Origin of the sequence: Spirillospora sp. CA-142024 (genome assembly GCF_050942325.1) — a bacterium.
In the GTDB taxonomy this organism is placed as follows: Bacteria; Actinomycetota; Actinomycetes; order Streptosporangiales; family Streptosporangiaceae; genus Spirillospora.
Map to the genome: position 1 here is coordinate 8,977,848 of NZ_CP192077.1, position 17,253 is coordinate 8,995,100.

Genomic DNA, 17,253 nt, shown 5'->3' on the forward strand with positions numbered 1-17,253 from the left:
ACCTTTCGATCATGGATGAACTCGACCTCCTCGAACGCTCCGGCGGGCCGGTCACCCGCGGCGGACTCGTCCGCGACCTGACCGGGCTCGGCCTGGCCGAAGGGGACATCGTGATGTTCCACACCCGGATGTCGTCGCTGGGATACGTCGCCGGCGGCCCTCAGACCGTCATCGACGCGTTGCGGGACGCCGTCGGCGACAGCGGCACCCTGATGGTCACCTGCGGCTGGAACGACGCCCTGCCCTACGACTTCGCCGACTGGCCCGCGGACTGGCAGGCCGCCGTGCGCGCCGAGCATCCCGCCTTCGATCCGCGGCTCAGTGAGGGCGACCACGACAACGGCCGGCTGCCCGAGGCGCTGCGACGTCGGCCGGGCGCGGTACGCAGCCGCCACCCCGACGCCAGCTTCGCCGCCCTCGGCCCGGCGGCGCACTCCCTGATGGACGACCACCCCTGGGACGACCCGCATGGTCCCGGCAGCCCCCTTGCCCGTCTCACCGCCATGGGCGGCCGGGTCCTTCTGCTGGGGGCACCGTTGGACACCGTCACCCTCCTGCACCACGCGGAGGCACTCGCCAAGGCGCCGGGGAAGCGATTCGTCGACTACGAACAACCCATCGCCGTGAACGGCGACCGCGTCTGGCGGCACTTTCACGACATCGACTCCGAGAACGGCGCTTTCGACTACAGCCCGGTCGTGCCGGAGGGGCAGGACCCCTTCGAGGCCATCACCCGCGACATGATCGATGCCGGGCATGGACGGCAGGGGAAGGTCGGCGCCGCCACGAGCCACCTGTTCGATGCGTCCGACGTGGTGGACTTCGGCGTCGGCTGGATCGAGAGCAAGCTCGCGTGACCGGCCGGGAGGCCATGACCGCGTCAGGCGGGGCCGTCCTCCTCGCCCCAGTGCCAACCTGAACCGTCCGGGTTGGGGACGATCACTCGCCTCGTGTGGGAGGCGAGCGGCGGCCTCGGTTGCGGCGGACCGTCCGCCCACGGCGCCCACGGCGCTTGCTCGACCGCGTTCGCCTTGGAGGCGGGCCTGGCCTGCGACCTCGTGGTGCCTGCCTCTTCCCAGTTGAGGGCGTAGGGGAAGGGTTGCTCGTCCGGAAGGCGAGGTGGGGCCACGGCGCCGCCCGACGGCGCCAGGACGGCGCGTTCGCGGAGGTCCATGCGGGTGTGCAGGCCCGCGAGGAAGGGCGGGAGCCACCAGTTGGCCGCGCCCATGAAGCGCATCGTGGCCGGGACGAGGAGGGAGCGGACGAGCGCGGCGTCCACGACGACCGCTACGAACATGCCGACGCCGATCAGCTTCACGACCGTGATCCCCGCCATGCTGAAAGCGGCGATGACCAGGAGGAACAGCAGCGCGGCGCTGGTGATGATGCCGCCCGTGTGCTGCATGCCGGACGCGACGGCGACACGGTTGTCGTGGGTGAGGTCCCACTCCTCCCGGATGCGGCTGAGCAGGAAGACCTCGTAGTCCATGGACAGGCCGAACACGACCGCCAGGATGAGGATCATGCTCGTGGCCTCGACGCCGCCGGTCGGGGTGAAGTCCAGCAGCCCGGCGAGGTGCCCGTACTGGAAGCCCCACACGATCGCACCGAACGAGGCGCCGATCGACAGGACGTTCATGACGATCGCCTTCAACGGCAGGACGATCGACCCGAAGAACATGAACAGCAGGACGAACGTGGCGATCCCGACGACGAGCGCCATCTTGGGCAGGGACTTCATCAGGCTCGACATCAGGTCCATCTGCGCGGCCGTGCTGCCGCCGACGTCGATGTGCATCGGGTAGCCGTCCTTGGACAGGCTCATCCCGCGGATCTTCGTGACGAGGTCCTGGGCGTGCTGGTCCATCGGCTCGTACTTGTGCGTGACGGAGATGCGCACGCCCCCGTAGGAACCCGAATAGCCCGTGTACTGGGCTTCGGTGACACCTGGGAGGGCTGCCAGGCGCTTCCTGAACTGTTCCAGGTAGGGCGGGATGGGATCGCCCTTTCCCGAGGGCGTCCAGTCGCGCGGGATGAGGTCCCCGGACACGACGACGTCGATGGGTTCGGCGGACCCGTTGGGGAAGTCCTTCTTGACCGTCTCCACCACGGCGCGCGTCGGGCTGTCCTTGGGCAGGACGCGGGCGTCCACGCTGCCGAACTGGACGTTCAGGAACGGCCCGAACATCACGGCCAGGATGACGAGCACGACGGCGAAGTACGGCAGCGGATGCTTCATCACGCTGTGGCCGAGCCTGTACCAGAAGCCGCTGTCCGGGTCTCGCTGCGCGCGCTTGGATGTGGGACGCCGCCACGGCATCCGTCCGAATTCGACGCGCGGCCCTAGGAGCGCCAGGAGAGTCGGCAACAAGACCGTGGCCCCGAACACGGCGACCATGACGGTGGCTATGCCGGCGAGCCCGATCGTCCTGAGGAACATCTGCGGGAACAGAAGAAGCCCGGCGAGAGCAGCCGACACGGTGATGCCGCTGACCATGATGGTGCGGCCCGCGGTCGCCATGGTCGCGGCCAGAGCCGCCTCACGGACGGGCTTGAGCGCCGTCCTGTGCGCCGTCTTCGCGGCCTTGCGCGCCGCCTTGTCGGCTTCCTCTTTCCATGGTTTGCCCTGGGGCAGTCCTTGCGCGGCCATGCCGCGCTGTAGCTCTTCCCGGAAACGGCTGATGATGAAGAGCGAGTAGTCGATCGCGAGACCGACACCCATCATGGTGACGACCTCTAGGGCGAACGACGTCACATCGGCGGCATACGTCACCACATGGAGGACGGCCAGTCCGCCGACCATCGAGAACGCGGCCACGGCCATCGGCAGGAACGACGCCGTCAAGGCACCGAACAGGATGACGAGCAAGATGAGCAGGGGCAGCGCGGTGATGGTCTCCGCACGGACGATGTCGGTGACGACCTGCTGGCCGAACTCCTCACCCAGCGGAATGTTGCCGCCGTACTGGACGCGCAGCCCTGGCGCCGCCAGGCGGTCCTTGATGGCGTGGTAGTTCTCTATCTGGGCCGCACCGTCCTCGCCGCGCAGTTTTATCGCGACGAACGTGGAGCGCCGGTCGTGGGACGCGAACGAGTGCGCGGCCTTACCGTCGAACGACCAGTACGAGATGATCTCCTCGGCCTGGGCCTTGGGCAGGCGCGCGATGGTCGTGACGACAGCGGACTCGTAGCGCGGGTCGTCCACCGTCAGGGTGTCGCTCGTGTAGAGAACGAGAACGTCGGGGTTGGTGCTGCCGAAGTAGGTCGCGCCCAGCTTGGCGACGAGCGTCGACGACGCGTCCGGGTCCTCGAAGCCGCCCTCCTTGAACTTGGAGAACACGCCCAGTCCCCAGGCGCCCGCGACCACGGTCATGACCAGGATCAGGACAAGGCTGGTCCAGCGTCGCCGGTGGATGAGACGGCCCAGCCCCGAAAGCATGATCCTCCTGTTTCGCCACGGCCTCCTGGGAGCTCCCTCGCTCCCGGTGACCGCTCTTCTGTGGTCACTTACGAGACGCCAGGCGGGCCGCGGTCGTTGCCAGGTCCCCGTCCAGATAGCGCTGCCGGGTCGCCGCGCGTGCGATCTTTCCGCTGGACGTCCTGGAGACGCCACCCGGTTCGATCAAGACGAAGTCGTGGACGCTCATCTCGTGCTCGACGTTGACGGCTCCACGCACGGCCGACTCCACCTCGTCCACGTCCAGACGTCCGAGAGGGACACGACGGTTGCGTTCGGCGACCACGACCAGGCGCTCGGTCTCCTCCCCCGTGAGCGCGAAGGCGGCCACGTATTCGGGACGGATCGCCGGATGCGCCTCCTGGGCGGTGACCTCGATGTCCTGCGGATAGTGGTTGCGGCCGTCCACGATGACGAGATCCTTGATGCGGCCCGTGACGTACAACTCGCCGTCGTGGACGACACCGTAGTCACCGGTCTTCATCCAAGGTCCGGACGGCAACTCCCCGGGCTCGGACAGTTCGCCTCCGAACGTGTCCTGGCTGCGCTCGGAGTTGCGCCAGTAGCCGAGTGCCGTGTTGGGGCCGTGCACCCAGATCTCGCCGACCCTCCCGTCCGGCTGCTCGGTGCACGTCTCGGGGTCGACGATCGCGACGATCTGCCCGGACGGGCGCCCGCACGACACCAGGGCGCTGGTCCCCTCGCCGTCCTCGTCGCGGAGCCGCAGGTCGCCCTGGGTGAGCGCGTCGCGGTCCACGGAGATGACCTTCGGCGGGACGTCCTCCGCCGCCGCGGTGACGAACACCGTCGCCTCGGCCAGCCCGTACCCCGGGGCCTGCGCGCCCGGCCGCAGCCCGGCCGGGGCGAGCGCGTCCGCGAAGGTGGACAGCGTCGCCGTCCGGATCGGCTCGGCCCCGTTCAGGCACGTCGTCAGCCCGGACAGGTCCAGGCCGGCGACCTTCTCCGGCGAGGCCATGGACGCGACGTACTCGTAGGCGAAGTTCGGCCCCGCGGTGTACACGTTCTTGCCCGGGCGCTCCGCGATCAGCTGAAGCCATCGCATCGGGTTCATGATGAACGAGACGGGATCGGTGTAGATCGCGTGGTCGCCGCGCACCAGCGGCAGCGCCATCGTCGCGATCAGGCCCATGTCATGGAAAAGCGGCAGCCAGCTCACCAGTTCGGGATCCGGCTTCTCGGGCGCCCACCCGGCCCACAACTGCGCGGCGTTCGCCGTCACGTTCCCGTGGGTGATCTCCACTCCGGCCGGGCGGCGCGTCGACCCCGACGTGTACTGCAGGTAGGCGACGTCGTCGAAGGCGACCGGCTCGTCCTCCCACCGGTCAGCCAGGGAGAGGTCGATCTCCTCGGCGAACACGATCTCCTTCGGCCGCGGGACGTCGTGGTCGGCGAGGAACTTCTCCACGTGCGGCAGCGCGTTCCGCGTCGTGACGATCACCGCGGGTTCGGCGTCGGCGTAGGCGCCGATCAGCCGGTCGGCGTGCCCGGGCAGGTCCGGCGAGAACAGCGGCACCGCGATGACGTGCGAGTACAGGGCGCCGAGCATGGTCATCATGTATTCGAGCGTCTGCGGCAGCAGCAGCGCGGCCCGCTCCCCGGGCCCGGTGACCTGCCGGAGCGTCACGGCGGTGGCCCGGGCGCGCCGGTCCGCCTCGGCCCAGTTCAGCGTGCGGTGCGCGCCGGACGGGTCCGCCGAGTAGTCGACGAAGGTGAAGGCCGGGGCGTCCGGCTTCTCCCTCGCCCACCTCGCGATCCGCTCGATCAGCGGAGTCCGGCCGGAGCCGCCGGGCAGGAGTTCGGGAAGCAGCGAGCCCAAAGCCATTGATCATCTCCCGAGGAGCCGGGCCGGGTGCGGCGCCGTGAGGGGGTGACGCCGCCGGCCGAGGTGCGCCGCGCCTGCCGGACGACCGTGTCCGGACGCCCCTGGTGACCAGCGATGATCGTCAAGCTACCGGATGGTAGTCAGTGCGCGATATTAGCTCGCGGTCACATTCGCCAAAGGGCTGTTTGTCACCGCCGTGACAAGAGGTATTTCCCCTTTACACCTGGGGATCCGGCCGGTCACCGACCGTGCCCAGGGCTAGGAGAAGATCTGTTGCACGATGCCCCGGCGATGCCGTCCCTGATAGGTCGTCTCGGGGTTCACCTCGTCCGGAAGCTCCGCGAGGTAACGGCTCTCGGCGTCGATCAGCTGTTCCAGCTCGCCGCGATCGAGAAACACGCCCTTGCATCCCGGACATTCCTCGATCACGACCCCGCGGCGTTCATGGGTGTCGAGCTTCGACTCGCACTTCGGGCACTGCAGCGTCGCGTCTGACATACCGGATCCCCTGTCCGTCACGACAGTGTTTACCGCCAGGCGGTCAGCTTACTGACACCGGACCCCATTTGGGGTGGTACCGGGACACTCATCCGCCGATTCGGTCGTCCGGAACCGGCACACCACCGTTCGCGTCGTCCCGGCCCCCGCGCCGACGTCACCCCGTCCAATCCTCGGGCGTGCCGGACCTGGCGCGGCCGAGCGCGATCCGGCGCCGCCACAGCGCGATGCACGCGGCGGCCCACAGCAGCCCGATCTCGGCCACGAGCGCCACGCCGACGACGACCGCCCAGTCCGTCTCGTCCCCTTCTTCCATCCCGGCCGGGGACATGAGGGTCATCTGGCTCTCCCCGCCGGCTGCCTGCGTCCGCGACGGAGCGTTCAACGGCGGCAGCACCACCGCGTCCGGCCCCGGTGCCGACGGCGCGGGCATCGACGGCTCCGGCATCGACGGCTCCGGCGCGTCCGGCATTTCGGGGACGCTGGGCACCCCATCGCCCGGAGCGGCCTCATCGGGGCAGCCCGCACCATCGCAGGGCGCCGGGCCGTCCCCTCGCGGGGTCCCACCGTCGGACCACGGAACCGCCGAACACGACCACCCGGGCGCACAGTGCGAAGACGCGCCACCACCACCTGGCTGGGAACCCGCACCGCCGGACGACGAAGGCGCCGGACACGGCCCCGCACCCGCCTCACTCCCCGCGCAATACGTGGCCTTGCCACCCCCGCCAGGATGAGTCCCCCCTCCGGACGTTCCGCTAGGGCAAGGCCCAGAACAACCCCCGGGGCTCGGCCGAACCCCGGACGATCTGGGCTTGCCACCCACGCCCGACTGGGAACCCGCGGTCGGCTTCCCCCCGGACGGCTGGACGGCAGGACACGGCCCGCCTCTGTTTCCTCCGCAGTCGGCGGGTTTGCCGCCCCCGCCAGGATGAGTGGCCCCTCCCGGCTTTCCGCTCGGGCAAGGCCCATGACAACCCCCGGGGCTCGGCCGAACCCCAGACGACCTGGGCTTGCCGCCCCCACCCGGTTGAGAGCCCGCGGTCGGCTTCTGCCCGGACGGCTGGACCGTAGGACACCCGCCATTGGTTCCTGCGCAGCCGGTGGGTTTGCCGCTCACGCTGGGCTGAGTGCTCACTTCCGGCTTTCCGCTGGAGCATGGCCCATGACAACCACTCGGGCTCGGCCTAACCCCGGACGACCTGGGCTTGCCGGTCCCGCCCGGCTGGGGACCTGCGGTCGGCTTCTCTCCGGATGGCCGGACCGCCGGGCTCGGCTTCGGACCGGACGGCCGGGGGGCGGGGCGGCCTTGGACGCTGGGGTGCTTGCCGGGTTCGGCCCCGGAGGGGTGGGGTGTAGCGGCAGGGTGGTCTTTGCGGGGGTCCGGGGCGGTTCCGGAGAAGTCGAACACCGCTCGGGTCGACCGGCCAGAGGCGTTGGAGGCGTCCGCCACGGCGACGATGGCCAGGGGTCTCGCGGACGGTCCCGACACCATCGACGCAGGGATGCGTACAGTGCCCGTCCGCGCACGGGGGTTCGCACTGACATCGCCTAGGGCGCAGCGCAGTTCGCGGCGGGTTTCGGTTTCCGAGCACTCCGGTGAGTGATTCGTCCAAGAGAGTGGACGCTCGGCAGTGAGGCGCAACGCGACCTGATGCGCGACGCCGCCTTGGGCCCGCAGACGGACCGTGTACGTGAGTGCGTAGTCCTGTCCGAGGGTCGTGGCACCGTGGGTCGCCGTGTCCATGAGTAAGCGGACCGCCGACGGGTGTCCGTCCGGTACGGCTTGGGCGGCTGGGCTCGTCAACATCAGCGGCGCGGCCAGCGCACCACTCGCCGCGGTCGCGCCCCAGCGTCTTCTTCGGCGCCCCTCTCGCACTCGATCCCCCTAGCGTTTCCTTACGGCTGCCAGGGGGCGGCGACGTGTCGCCGGGCACAGACAGTTATTGCCAGGTCATCCACGCGAGTAACGTGCATCACTCTGGCAACTCGCTGTCTTTCGCATAGCGAAATCAATTCTCCGTAGAATCGGGTGGGTTGCAGGGGAGAGGAGACACGGGGTGGCGGAGGCCGTTCGGTCGCTGGAGCGTGCGTTCGATCTGCTGGAGCATCTGGCGGACGCGGGGGGCGAGATGGCGCTGTCGGAGCTGACGGAGGTCTCCGGGCTGCCGATGCCGACGATCTACCGGCTCATGCGGACGCTGGTGAACCAGGGCTACGTGCGCCAGGAGCCGTCCAAGCGCTACGCCTTGGGGCCGCGGCTCATCAGACTCGGCGAGGGCGCGAGCCGCCTGCTGGGCACATGGGCGCGCCCGGTGCTGGCCCGGCTGGTGGACGAGGTCGGCGAGACGGCCAACATGGCCGTCCTCGAAGGCGACGAAGCCGTGTACGTCGCACAGGCGCCGTCCAAGCACTCGATGCGCATGTTCACCGAGGTGGGACGGCGCGTCCAGCCCCACTGCACGGGCGTGGGCAAGGCGCTCCTGTCGCAACTGCCCGACCACCGCGTCAGGGAGATCCTCGCCCGGACGGGCATGGACGCGCACACACCCAAAACCATCACCGACCCAGAGGCGTTGCTGAGAGAACTCGGGAAGATTCGCCAACGGGGTTACGCGCTGGACGACGAGGAGCAGGAGATCGGTGTCCGCTGCGTCGCGGTGGCGCTGCAAGGCGCGCCGACGCTGACGGCGATCTCCGTCTCGGGTCCGTCCGGACGCATGACGCACGAGGCCGTTCCCAACGTCGTCCCCATCATGCGGGACGCGGCGGAGCGCTTCGCCAAGGAACTGGGCCCGACGACATGAAAAGGGCGAGACCACCAGGATGTGGTCTCGCCCTTGGCGGGAGGTCTAGTCGACCGGTTCGCCGACGATGACGGTGGGGCGTCCGCTGCGCTCCCAGGTGACGAAGTCGCCCGATGCCTTGACGAGGACGGCGGCAAGCCAGAGGGCGAGTCCGGTGTCGTCGGCGAGGCCCGCGATGGGGATCACGTCGGGGATGGCGTCGATCGGGGAGATGATGTAGACGAGGCCGAGGGCGAGCAGTCCCAGCGTCCCGAAGGACATGCCCTTGTACTGCCCGCGCAGGACCGACTTGAGCATCCGGGGAACGGCGCGAATACGCTCCCAGAGCCCGGGGGCTTCGGGCTCCAGCGTCTCGCGGTAGATCTGCCAGGCCTGCCCGGCGGCGGCCGCACTGCGCTTCCTGTCCACCAGTACTCCTCATCCAGATGTTCGTGAGGGCGCGCCCCCGCGGCGCCCACGTATGTCTAGGACGTGACGGGTGTCGGATTTGTTCCCTCGAACCGAGCATGAGGCCCGTGTCACAGCCGCGGCGCCCGGACCGGCGCCGGAATGATCGCCGAGGCTCCCTTCCCTTAACGTGCGATCTGGGTTACCACAAGTGAGTTCTTCATCACTCTCCCGGGCAACGTGCGGCGATTCACGGCGTGTTGCCCCGTGTTCGCTGGAAGCATGGGACGTTCGGGAGGAGCGCCGCCTCCCCCGGCACCGACCGGCATGGCCCGTCGAGCATCGCAGGAGCTGACGTATCGATATGAGCGGCGAGCATACGAACCGCCCCGTCCATGGCACCGCGGCCGGCGACGCGTACGTCGCGCTGCCGCCGACCGCGGTCGACGCGTCCGCGTCCGGCCCGACCCGGCTGATCGTGGCCTGGCCCGGGTTCGACCCGCCCCGCACCGCGACCGCGCTCGCGGCGGCGATCCCGATGACGGGCGTGCCGGTGTGGCGCGTCTACCTCGACCTGCCCGGACGCTCGCCCGGCGGTCTCGGCTCGGGCGCGATCCTGGAGACCGAGAACATCGAGGCGTACTGCGCGGCGGTGGAGAACGCCGCCCGGCGGCTGCCGGACGCGCTCGCGGAGATCCGCCGCGACCTCGCGATCCCGGACGGGCCGGTCGGGCTGGCCGGCTTCAGCGCCGGCGGAGCCGCCGCGCTGCTGGCCGTGGCGCAGGGCGCCGTGCCGGTGAGCACGGTCGCGCTCGTGGCGCCCGTCGTCGCGCCGTCGCGGGCCGCGCGCGCGGTGGAGAAGCGGTCCGGCCGCGAACGCGCCTGGACGGACCAGGCCCTCGCGCTGGCCGAACGGCTCGACCTCGGCACCCACGCCGCGGACATCGCCGGACGGCACGTCCCTGCCCTGCTCATCGGCGGGGCCAAGGACCGCGTCGTCCCCACCCGGGAGATCACGGCGCTCCGCGACCAGCTGCGCAGGCACGGCGGCTCGGTGGAGTCCGCCACGTTCCGCATGGGGCACGCGCTGGCCGCCGAACCGGGCACCGAGCCCCGCCCGCCGATCACCGAGGCGGTCCGGGTGGACGGCGTCCTCACCGACTGGTTCCGCGACCACCTCGCCGATCAGGCACCCGGGGACACGCGGGCGGAGGCCACTGCCGGCGACACGCAACCCGTGGATGTTCCACGGGAAACCGCCGACCCGGCCGGCGTCCCGCACTCCGAGGCGGGCGTCACCCAGCCGGTGGACACGCGGCACGGGTCCTGGTCGCCGGGCGGGCAGGACACCGCCCCGCCGCGGACGGGCGCCGGCGTGGGCCACCGGTCCTGATCGCCCGGCGGGCACGCTCCGGCGCCCGCCGGGGCGGGTGAGGGCACCGCGGGGATCAGCGGCGGGACAGCACCTCGTACCGGACGGGGATGATGCCCGAACCGGTGCCGCCGACCTTCTCCATGGCGGCCCTGGACAGGTCCAGGCAGCGTCCGCCCGCGTACGGGCCGCGGTCGTTGATGCGGACGATGACGGAACGGCCGTTGTTCTTGTTGGTCACGCGGACCTTCGAACCCATCGGCAGCGTCTTGTGCGCCGCCGTCAGCTCGCTGGGATCGAACGGCTGACCGCTGGCGGTCATCTGCCCCTCCGAGTAGTAGGAGGCTTGGCAGGAACCCGACTTCACGACCTTGTACTGCTTCTTCTTCGCGGGCTTCGCCACCTGCGCGGCGGTCGCGTCGGGCTTCGGCTTCTTTCCGGGGGTCTTCGAAGGCGACGGCTCCGGTGAGCGGGGCTTGCCCCGGCTCGCCCGCGGGTCGCCGTCCGGCCGGTCCGCCAGCGGGTCGGGGGCTTGCGGCGTGGACTGCGCCGCGCGCGCCGATTCCGCGGGTCCGTCCGCGCCGGCCAGGGCGAACGCGCCCACTGCCAGGACGGCGACGGCGGCGCCGGAGACGATCAGGATGGTTCGTAGGCGTACGCGAAGAAGACGCCTGACAGGGCTACCCACAGAGGAGTCCTTTGTTAGGGGACAGGACCCCGGACGCCCGGCGTGGCATACCGCCGTTCTCGCGGCGCGGTCGGGCGACGTCGGTCGTCCCCGAATCCCCCGCCGCCCGCGGGCTTCTCAGCCCGCCTCCGCGCCGCTCTCAGGCGCGCCCGCGTCGTCGCGGTCCGGCGTCCGGCAGGTGCGGCTGGAAAGGCATCTTCACTTTTCGATCTCTCAGATGCCGCACAAGTCCTTGACCGTACGTTGTGATCCGCGTGAATCAAGCCGCAGGGCCCTGGTTTGTGGGGTTTGTCACCTCAGCCTTTGCCCTGCGAAGCTGATCAACTTCGCTGGGTGACCGCTTTTCAAGATCGTCTTTACCTGCCATAGAACGCGTATCTCGGGCAGATAACAAATGCTCGCGACCAAACGGAACGGGGCGTTCCGGCGGAAGAACGCTTCCGCCGGAACGCCCCGTGACGTGGGACGAGAGACCTGGTGTCAGCCGATCCCCGGCAGCGTGGGGAGGCCGAGCCCGGGAGCGCCGGGCATGGACAGCGGGCCGTCCGCCGACCTGGCGAGGCGGTTCTTGGCCTTCAGCACGTCCACGACGCTGCCCACCCCGTCCCCGGTCTTGCCGAGCCCGGCACCGACCTTGTTCACGGTGACGTTGGCCTGGCCGAGCAGGTCGCGGGAAGGCTCCGGAGCGGCGTACCGTCCGGTCGCCGGGACGAGCGAGCCGACCGGCAGCCCGAGGGGGCCACCGCCGAGCGGGGACGGGACGTTCGGCAGCCCGCCGGTCGGGCCCGGGAGGGCCATGCTCACCGGCATCTCCGCCCGGCGGGCGCCCGGGAGACCCGGCCGCGCCCCGGTGAGCTCGCCGACCTTGCCGCCGCGCACCACCTTGCCGACCTTGCCGGCGTGCCCCAGCAGCGCCCCGCCCGCCTTGCCGGGCGGGACGGGCAGCACAGTCCCCGGGTCGCTGTCGAGGCGCCGCGTCACGCCGAGGCAGTCGCCCTTGGGAAGGCCGCCGAGCGGGGCCTTGCCGACGGTCGGCAGCCGCGTGTCCGGGTTCAGCTTGCACCCGGCGCGCTCGGCGCGGAGCTTGGACGCCGCCGGAAGACCGCGACCGGCGGAGGACGCCGGAACCTTCCGGATGACGCCGTCGACGACGCCGGTGCCCGTCTCGATGGTCCGGCCGGCCGTGTTGGTGACGCGGGCCGGGAGCGTCCTGGTGACGGGGGCGGCGGCCGCGGTGGTGTCGTAGAGGAGCGTGGTGGAAGGGCCCGGCACCGCGTTCGCCGGTGCGGCCGCCACGGCGAGCGCCGCGACGACCGGAGCGAGGACGGAGAGGCTCAGCAGGCTTTTGGCGGATCGATTCATTCTTTCCCCCCGGGGTTTTTGGGATTGACCCTGCGCGTGTGATTGTGCGCCCGCGCGGCATGCTCATCCGGCGCACCGTCGAGCGGGGACGTTAGTACACGCCGGTGCCGCGCGCGCCGCCAATTCGAGAATCAATCACCGAAGACAATAAAGATCTACGTGAAGGTGGCGGCGACCATCCAGAAAGGGAAATTGCGACAAGGTCCGACAAAGCATGAAGCGGGGGCGCCCCGAAGGACGCCCCCGCCTACCCTGGCCCGCGGTTACTCGGCCGAGCCGAGGGAGATGGCCTGGTCGACCTCCTTCTGGCGCGCGGCGAGCTCGGCCGCGTAGCGCTCCTCGTCGACCTTCTCGGCGATGTCCTCGTCCTGCTTCATCAGCGCCTCAAGGTCGGCCTTGGCGTTGTCGAGGACGCCCATGTCCTGGTAGGCGGCCTGCACCTTGTCGCCCCAGAGACCCACGTCCCGGACGCAGGGAACGATCCGGCTGAACAGTAGGGACTGATAGAGGGTGTACATGTCGGAGTTGTCGACGAATTCCATGCACTTGTCGACCGGCATGTCGAGCTGCTCGAAGATCTCGCGTCCCTTGAAACGGTCGCGCATAAGGTAGCAGCCCTCGACGACGAACTCCTCGCGCTCGGCCCGCTCCTTGTCGGTGAGCTCGGCGTAGTAGTCCTTGAGCGCGAGCCGCCCGAACGCGACGTGCCGCGCCTCGTCCTGCATGACGTACGCGAGCAGCTGCTTGACCAGCGGGTTCGTCGACATGTCGCGGTAGAGCCCGAACGCGGCGAGGGCGAGCCCCTCGATGAGGACCTGCATGCCGAGGTACGGCAGGTCCCAGCGGCTGTCCTCCAGGGACTCGGCGAGCAGCTTCGCCAGGTCCTGGTTGATCGGGTAGTACATGCCGATCTTCTCGTGCACGAACTTCGTGTACAGCTCGACGTGCCGCGCCTCGTCCATGGTCTGGGTGGCGGCGTAGAACTTCGAGTCCAGGTCCGGGACGGACTGGACGATGCGCGCCGACACGTTCAGCGCGCCCTGCTCGCCGTGCAGGAACTGGCTGAACAGCCACGACCCCTGGTGCCGGCCGTACTCGTCCCGCTCCTTCTGCGACATCTTCTCCCAGATGTCGGACCCGAACAGCGGGTTGAAGTTGTCCGGCAGGCCGGCGACGTTGACCGGATCGACGTCAATGTCCCAGTCGATGCGCTTCTGCGCGTCCCACTGCTTGTCCTTGCCCTTCTGGTACAGGCTCAGCAGCCGGTCGCGTCCCTCGTCGTACTCCCAGGTGAAGCGGGTGTCGCCCGCCATCGGTACGTTCCACGTCTCGGTCGGGACCGGCGTGGAGTAGAGGTCGTAGGAACTCACGGGGATCCTCCGTCCAGGGGTGACGCCGCGCGATCGCGACGCGGATGTGCTCCGCCCACGGCTTTACATACCTTCGTAACATGTAAAGCGCTCCCAGACCAGGGAGACGCCGGAACCCGTACTCCTCAGCTAACGCTCAGTCGACGGGTCAGCGGGACTGGAGGGCGTCCAGGCCGACGGCCTGGGCGACGACCAGGCGGCGGTCGAGGCGCGGATCGTTGATCTCGACGACGTAGCGGTCGCGGAACCCGAACTTCTTCTCGACGGAGAAGACCACCTGGTCGCCGGCGTGGAAGTCGAAGTGGTACGGCCAGGCGAACGGCAGGTTCTCCACGTACGGGATGAACTGCCAGATCCTCCGCAGCACCGCCACGAACTTGTTGCGCTCGCTGCCCGTCGTCACGCCGAGGCCCGGCTGCTCCAGATGCCAGGTCGAGGCGAGCAGCGACTTCTTGAAGTCCTTGCGGAACATGCCGATCGGCTGCCCGTGCGCGTCCGTGATGTCGTAGGCCGACGCCAGGTCGATGCGCTTGCGCGCCTTGAACCCGAGGATCGGACGCGTCTTGGAGTCGTCCGAGTACAGGGTGACCTGCTCCTTGAACGCCAGCCGCTTCTGCTGCGCGAAGGCGAGCAGCTCGCCCTCCTGGCCGCCCGGCCCCTCGGCGTGCACCTCGTACTGGTTCACCATCAGGCGCACCCGCTGCCGGATCAGCAGCCTGTGCTGCGCCTGGAGTCTCTCTTCGTCCAGCGAACTCACCCGTTCTGTGTCGGTTTGCGGAGGGAGTCTGCCACAGCGAACCCCCGTCATCCGCCGGTTTCCCGCAGGCCGTCGGCCGGGAACGGGTCACCGGCGGGCCGGCGCGCGGCCAGGAAAGGGCGCGCGGGTGCGGGACGCGTTCCGCCTCAGGACTCCTGGATGTGCGCGGCCAGGTAGCCGTGGATCAGGCGCTCGGCCTCGGCGACGATCTCGGGATCGCCCTCCGGGCTGCGGCGGAACGCCATCTTCAGTACGGCGTCGCCGGCCTCGACCGAGATGGCCAGGGCGGTGGCGAGGCCGGGGGTGTCCTGGACGCCGAACGTGTCCACGATCATCGTGCGGAGCCGGTCGGCGACCACCGCGTTGTTGTCGGCGTCGGAGTCGAGCAGGTTGACGTCGGCGACGTCGCCGAAGCGCAGCACCTTGAAGCCGGGGACGGTCCGGTGCATCTCCACGAAGATCTCGATGATCGCCCCGACCGTGTCGGACCAGTCGCCGAACCCGCCCTCGGCGAGCCGGGCCGAGATCCGTTCGCCGAACTCCTCCAGGTTGCGCAGCGCGAGCGCCTGCGCGACCGCGCGCTTGTCGGGGAAGAACTGGTACACCGAACCGATCGCCACCTCCGCGCGCTGGGCGATGCGCGTGGTGGTGAGGCCGTCGTAGCCGTCCTCGTCCAGAATGTCCGCGCAGGCGTCGAGCATCCGCTGCACGCGTTCGGCACTGCGGCGCTGGGCGGGACGGCGGCGGAGCGGGGTACGGATGTCGGTCACCCCGCCATTGTCCCCCGAACAGGCCCGTGCCGGGCATGCTCAGCACGCCGTTCACCACCCCGGAGTCATGGGAGTCTTCCGCGGGCACCACCCCGGCACTAATATCCGAAGGCTATTCGCATTCCTGCAGGGCATGCCGGGGAGGGAACCGCGATGAGGCTTCCGGAAGGCTTCCGCTGGGGCGTCGCCACCGCCGCCTACCAGATCGAGGGCGCCGTCAAGGAGGACGGGCGGGGACCGTCCACCTGGGACGTCTTCTCCCACACGCCCGGGCGCGTCCGGGACGGCCACACCGGCGACGTCGCCTGTGATCACTATCACCGCTGGCCCGAGGACGTCGCGCTGATGGCCGGCCTCGGCGTCGACGCGTACCGGTTCTCGATCGCGTGGCCGCGCGTACAGCCGTCCGGGAACGGCCCGGTCAACGCGAAGGGCCTCGACTTCTACGACCGTCTGGTGGACGGGCTTCTCGACGCCGGCATCGCCCCCGCCGCCACCCTCTACCACTGGGACCTCCCGCAACCGCTCGAAGACGCCGGCGGCTGGATGGAGCGCGACACCGCCTACCGGTTCGCCGAATTCTCCTACCTGGCCGCCGAGCGGCTCGCGGACCGCGTGGACATGTGGATAACCCTGAACGAGCCCGTGGTCGTCATGGCCTACGGCTACGCGTTCGGCGTCTACGCCCCTGGCCAGGCGCTCCTGCTCGACGCGCTTCCCACCGCGCACCACCAGCTCCTCGGCCACGGCCTCGCCGTCAACGCCCTGCGCAGCCGCGGTGCCCGCCAGATCGGCCTGACGAACCACTACTCGCCGGCCTGGGCCGCGTCCCCCGGCGACCAGCCGGCCGCGGACGCCTTCGACGCGTTCATGAACCGGCTGTTCACCGACCCCGTCCTGCTCGGCCGCTACCCGGACCTCATGGGGGACGCGCCGTTCGTCCGTCCCGAGGACCTGCCGGTCATCGCCTCACCCATCGACTTCCTCGGCGTGAACTACTACAACCCGACACGGCTGACGACTCCGGCGGAGGGGCCGCTCCCCTTCGACATCGTGGACATCACCGACTACCCCACGACCGGGATGGGCTGGCCGATCGTCCCGGACGCCCTGCTGTCCCTGCTCCGGACGCTCGACTCCCGCTACGACCTGCCGCCGCTCTACATCACCGAGAACGGATGCTCGTTCGCCGACGAGGCCGGCCCGGACGGCGTCGTGGACGATTCCTCCCGCATCGAGTTCCTGGACGCACACATCGAGGCCATGCGCACGGCCATCGACGAGGGCGTCGACATCCGCGGCTACTTCACCTGGTCGCTCCTGGACAACTTCGAATGGTCGGAGGGCTACCACCCGCGGTTCGGCCTCGTCCACGTCGACTACGGGACGCAGAAGCGCACGCCGAAGAAGTCCTACGGCTGGTACCGCGATCTCATCGCGTCGTCCAGGAACCCGATGTAGGCGTCGCTCCCGAGCACGACGCGCGACCGCTTCTATTCTTGTGACATGCCCGTTGAAGTGCAGGTTCTCGCACGAGCGGTCAGACAGGCCCGTTACCGGCAGCACCGCGCGCTCGACAGCAGGCTCGCCGGCGCCGGCACGACGCTCGCGCAGTGGGACGCGTTGCGCGCGATCAGCCGCGCTCCCGGAGCGTCCGCCCGGGCGCTCGCCGCGGAGACGTTCCAGAGCGAGCAGGCGTTCGGGGCCCTCGCGGGACGACTGGCCGCCCAAGGTCTCATCGACCGGCGCCCCGGCCTCCGGCGCAGCCGGGAACACCGCCTGACACCCGCCGGCGAGAAGATCCTCGAAGCCGGGCAGCAGATCGCCGACGAGGTCCTGACCGAGCTGTTCTCTCCGCTCTCCGAAGGCGAACGGGCCACACTCCTGAACCTGCTGCTGCGCGTGGGCGCCTCCCCTTGACCGGCCCACCCTCGCGTCGGAT

Annotated in this window: 15 protein-coding genes; 5 read left to right on the forward strand and 10 right to left on the reverse strand. The window is 69.9% G+C overall.

Annotation, left to right across the window (positions count from 1 at the left end; all coding sequences use genetic code 11):
* Positions 1 to 11: 11 nt before the first annotated feature.
* Positions 12 to 857 carry an aminoglycoside 3-N-acetyltransferase gene (aac(3), locus tag ACQPZP_RS42560; RefSeq protein WP_433475277.1) on the forward strand — a complete coding sequence of 282 codons (846 nt, stop codon included), beginning with the start codon at positions 12 to 14 and terminating at the stop codon, positions 855 to 857.
* 23 nt (positions 858 to 880) lie between these two features.
* Here aac(3) and ACQPZP_RS42565 read toward each other — a convergent pair whose 3' ends face one another.
* From ACQPZP_RS42565 to ACQPZP_RS42580, 4 genes are all read right to left on the reverse strand, one after another.
* Positions 881 to 3,439: an MMPL family transporter gene (locus ACQPZP_RS42565; RefSeq protein ID WP_433475278.1), complete on the reverse strand. Its 2,559-nt coding sequence runs from the start codon at positions 3,437 to 3,439 to the stop codon at positions 881 to 883.
* Positions 3,440 to 3,503: 64 nt separating this feature from the next.
* On the reverse strand, positions 3,504 to 5,300 hold the full coding sequence (locus ACQPZP_RS42570) for a fatty acyl-AMP ligase (RefSeq protein ID WP_433475279.1): 1,797 nt from the start codon (positions 5,298 to 5,300) through the stop codon (positions 3,504 to 3,506).
* A gap of 258 nt (positions 5,301 to 5,558) precedes the next feature.
* Positions 5,559 to 5,798, reverse strand: a complete 240-nt coding sequence (locus ACQPZP_RS42575; protein WP_433465187.1) for a zf-TFIIB domain-containing protein — start codon at positions 5,796 to 5,798, stop codon at positions 5,559 to 5,561.
* Positions 5,799 to 5,955: 157 nt separating this feature from the next.
* Complete coding sequence (locus ACQPZP_RS42580) at positions 5,956 to 6,270, reverse strand: hypothetical protein (protein ID WP_433475280.1); 315 nt, start codon at positions 6,268 to 6,270, stop codon at positions 5,956 to 5,958.
* Between the two features lie 1,588 nt (positions 6,271 to 7,858).
* Between ACQPZP_RS42580 and ACQPZP_RS42585 the strand changes: the two genes are divergently transcribed.
* Positions 7,859 to 8,605 (forward strand): IclR family transcriptional regulator, encoded by a 747-nt coding sequence (locus ACQPZP_RS42585; protein WP_433475281.1) that lies wholly within the window; start codon positions 7,859 to 7,861, stop codon positions 8,603 to 8,605.
* Between the two features lie 45 nt (positions 8,606 to 8,650).
* On the opposite strand, the gene ACQPZP_RS42590 is transcribed toward ACQPZP_RS42585, so the two are convergent.
* Positions 8,651 to 9,013 (reverse strand): YkvA family protein, encoded by a 363-nt coding sequence (locus tag ACQPZP_RS42590; RefSeq protein ID WP_433475282.1) that lies wholly within the window; start codon positions 9,011 to 9,013, stop codon positions 8,651 to 8,653.
* A gap of 343 nt (positions 9,014 to 9,356) precedes the next feature.
* Here ACQPZP_RS42590 and ACQPZP_RS42595 point away from each other — a divergent pair, with 343 nt between their 5' ends.
* A complete protein-coding gene (locus tag ACQPZP_RS42595) occupies positions 9,357 to 10,385 on the forward strand; it encodes a hypothetical protein (RefSeq protein WP_433475283.1) in 1,029 nt (342 codons plus the stop codon).
* 55 nt (positions 10,386 to 10,440) lie between these two features.
* On the opposite strand, the gene ACQPZP_RS42600 is transcribed toward ACQPZP_RS42595, so the two are convergent.
* The 5 genes from ACQPZP_RS42600 to ACQPZP_RS42620 all read right to left on the reverse strand — a co-directional run bounded on the left by ACQPZP_RS42600 (position 10,441) and on the right by ACQPZP_RS42620 (position 15,311).
* The gene (locus tag ACQPZP_RS42600; protein WP_433475284.1) at positions 10,441 to 11,052 is read right to left on the reverse strand and encodes a septal ring lytic transglycosylase RlpA family protein; all 612 of its coding nucleotides are present in this window, start codon (positions 11,050 to 11,052) and stop codon (positions 10,441 to 10,443) included.
* A gap of 480 nt (positions 11,053 to 11,532) precedes the next feature.
* The gene (locus tag ACQPZP_RS42605) at positions 11,533 to 12,414 is read right to left on the reverse strand and encodes a hypothetical protein (RefSeq protein ID WP_433475285.1); all 882 of its coding nucleotides are present in this window, start codon (positions 12,412 to 12,414) and stop codon (positions 11,533 to 11,535) included.
* Between the two features lie 263 nt (positions 12,415 to 12,677).
* Complete coding sequence (locus ACQPZP_RS42610; RefSeq protein WP_433475286.1) at positions 12,678 to 13,784, reverse strand: ferritin-like domain-containing protein; 1,107 nt, start codon at positions 13,782 to 13,784, stop codon at positions 12,678 to 12,680.
* 148 nt (positions 13,785 to 13,932) lie between these two features.
* Positions 13,933 to 14,541: a hypothetical protein gene (locus ACQPZP_RS42615; protein WP_433465195.1), complete on the reverse strand. Its 609-nt coding sequence runs from the start codon at positions 14,539 to 14,541 to the stop codon at positions 13,933 to 13,935.
* A 146-nt stretch (positions 14,542 to 14,687) separates the two neighbouring features.
* Positions 14,688 to 15,311, reverse strand: a complete 624-nt coding sequence (locus tag ACQPZP_RS42620; protein ID WP_433475287.1) for a TetR family transcriptional regulator — start codon at positions 15,309 to 15,311, stop codon at positions 14,688 to 14,690.
* 153 nt (positions 15,312 to 15,464) lie between these two features.
* Between ACQPZP_RS42620 and ACQPZP_RS42625 the strand changes: the two genes are divergently transcribed.
* Together ACQPZP_RS42625 and ACQPZP_RS42630 are read left to right on the forward strand one after the other, a co-directional pair.
* Positions 15,465 to 16,772 (forward strand): GH1 family beta-glucosidase, encoded by a 1,308-nt coding sequence (locus ACQPZP_RS42625; RefSeq protein WP_433475288.1) that lies wholly within the window; start codon positions 15,465 to 15,467, stop codon positions 16,770 to 16,772.
* A 45-nt stretch (positions 16,773 to 16,817) separates the two neighbouring features.
* Positions 16,818 to 17,231 carry a MarR family winged helix-turn-helix transcriptional regulator gene (locus ACQPZP_RS42630; RefSeq protein ID WP_433475289.1) on the forward strand — a complete coding sequence of 138 codons (414 nt, stop codon included), beginning with the start codon at positions 16,818 to 16,820 and terminating at the stop codon, positions 17,229 to 17,231.
* Positions 17,232 to 17,253 lie beyond the last annotated feature (22 nt).

Coding starts and splice junctions, on each gene's coding strand:
- ACQPZP_RS42570 (WP_433475279.1), bottom strand. CDS start 5,300: ATGGCTTTGGGCTCGCTGCTTCCCGAACTCCTGCCCGGCGGCTCCGGC.
- ACQPZP_RS42595 (WP_433475283.1), top strand. CDS start 9,357: ATGAGCGGCGAGCATACGAACCGCCCCGTCCATGGCACCGCGGCCGGC.
- ACQPZP_RS42565 (WP_433475278.1), bottom strand. CDS start 3,439: ATGCTTTCGGGGCTGGGCCGTCTCATCCACCGGCGACGCTGGACCAGC.
- ACQPZP_RS42575 (WP_433465187.1), bottom strand. CDS start 5,798: ATGTCAGACGCGACGCTGCAGTGCCCGAAGTGCGAGTCGAAGCTCGAC.
- ACQPZP_RS42625 (WP_433475288.1), top strand. CDS start 15,465: ATGAGGCTTCCGGAAGGCTTCCGCTGGGGCGTCGCCACCGCCGCCTAC.
- ACQPZP_RS42605 (WP_433475285.1), bottom strand. CDS start 12,414: ATGAATCGATCCGCCAAAAGCCTGCTGAGCCTCTCCGTCCTCGCTCCG.
- ACQPZP_RS42580 (WP_433475280.1), bottom strand. CDS start 6,270: ATGCCGGACGCGCCGGAGCCGTCGATGCCGGAGCCGTCGATGCCCGCG.
- ACQPZP_RS42630 (WP_433475289.1), top strand. CDS start 16,818: ATGCCCGTTGAAGTGCAGGTTCTCGCACGAGCGGTCAGACAGGCCCGT.